The 1,799-nt window shown below is 49.9% G+C and carries 2 rRNA genes (1 of these 2 running past the window's edge); both read left to right on the top strand.

Going from position 1 to position 1,799, the window contains the following annotated elements:
• Nucleotides 1-1,644 (top strand): 23S ribosomal RNA (locus tag AC1RPK_RS07515) (it extends 1,375 nt beyond the left edge of the window).
• Between the two features lie 85 nt (nucleotides 1,645-1,729).
• Nucleotides 1,730-1,799 (top strand): 5S ribosomal RNA (rrf, locus tag AC1RPK_RS07510); the annotation flags it as partial.

Genomic DNA, 1,799 nt, shown 5'->3' with positions numbered 1-1,799 from the left:
AGTGGAGCGCTTAGAAGTGAGAATGCCGGTATGAGTAGCGAAAGACAGGTGAGAATCCTGTCCACCGAATGACTAAGGTTTCCTGGGGAAGGCTCGTCCTCCCAGGGTTAGTCGGGACCTAAGTCGAGGCCGAGAGGCGTAGACGATGGATAACAGGTTGAGATTCCTGTACTAGTTATATTTGTTTGAACGATGGAGGGACGCAGCAGGCTAAGGAAGCGCACTGATGGATATGTGCGTCCAAGCAATAAGTCTGAAGTTGAGTTAAATGCTTAACTTTAAGGACAAGTTGTGATGGGGAGCGAAATTAAGTAGCGAAGTAACTGATGTCACACTGCCAAGAAAAGCTTCTAGTTAGAATATAACTACCCGTACCGCAAACCGACACAGGTAGTCGAGGAGAGTATCCTAAGGTGTGCGAGAGAACTCTCGTTAAGGAACTCGGCAAAATGACCCCGTAACTTCGGGAGAAGGGGTGCTGACCGAAAGGTCAGCCGCAGTGAATAGGCCCAAACGACTGTTTATCAAAAACACAGGTTTCTGCAAAATCGTAAGATGACGTATAGGGGCTGACGCCTGCCCGGTGCTGGAAGGTTAAGAGGATGAGTTAGCTTCGGCGAAGCCCAGAATTGAAGCCCCAGTAAACGGCGGCCGTAACTATAACGGTCCTAAGGTAGCGAAATTCCTTGTCGGGTAAGTTCCGACCCGCACGAAAGGCGTAACGATTTGGGCACTGTCTCAACGAGAGACTCGGTGAAATTATAATACCCGTGAAGATGCGGGTTACCCGCGACAGGACGGAAAGACCCCATGGAGCTTTACTGTAGCTTGATATTGAGTGTTTGTATAACTTGTACAGGATAGGTAGGAGCCGTAGAGACCGGAACGCTAGTTTCGGAGGAGGCATTGGTGGGATACTACCCTCGTTGTATGAACACTCTAACCCTCGCCACTAATCGTGGTGGGAGACAGTGTCAGGTGGGCAGTTTGACTGGGGCGGTCGCCTCCTAAAAGGTAACGGAGGCGCCCAAAGGTTCCCTCAGAATGGTTGGAAATCATTCGCAGAGTGTAAAGGCACAAGGGAGCTTGACTGCGAGACTTACAGGTCGAGCAGGGACGAAAGTCGGGCTTAGTGATCCGGTGGTTCCGTATGGAAGGGCCATCGCTCAACGGATAAAAGCTACCCTGGGGATAACAGGCTTATCTCCCCCAAGAGTCCACATCGACGGGGAGGTTTGGCACCTCGATGTCGGCTCATCGCATCCTGGGGCTGTAGTCGGTCCCAAGGGTTGGGCTGTTCGCCCATTAAAGCGGTACGCGAGCTGGGTTCAGAACGTCGTGAGACAGTTCGGTCCCTATCCGTCGCGGGCGTAGGAAATTTGAGAGGAGCTGTCCTTAGTACGAGAGGACCGGGATGGACATACCTCTGGTGTACCAGTTGTTCTGCCAAGGGCATCGCTGGGTAGCTATGTATGGATGAGATAAACGCTGAAAGCATCTAAGTGTGAAGCTCACCTCGAGATTAGATTTCCCATTCCTTTATGGAAGTAAGACCCCTGAAAGATTATCAGGTAGATAGGTTGGAAGTGGAAGTACAGTGATGTATGGAGCGGACCAATACTAATCGGTCGAGGACTTAACCACAAAGTGGTGTGAAACGGTGTACGGCTTAAAAATCAATGATAAATATTAGCTAGTTTTGAGAGAATAAGTTTTCTCAAAAAAAGAGTGTGGTGGCGATAGCAAGAAGGATACACCTGTTCCCATGTCGAACACAGAAGTTAAGCTTCTTAGCGCCA

The organism is Dellaglioa sp. CoH-55-MRSF-6, assembly GCF_056782215.1.
Note: the sequence above shows the minus strand (reverse complement) of the source record. Positions and strands in the feature narration are given on the sequence as shown.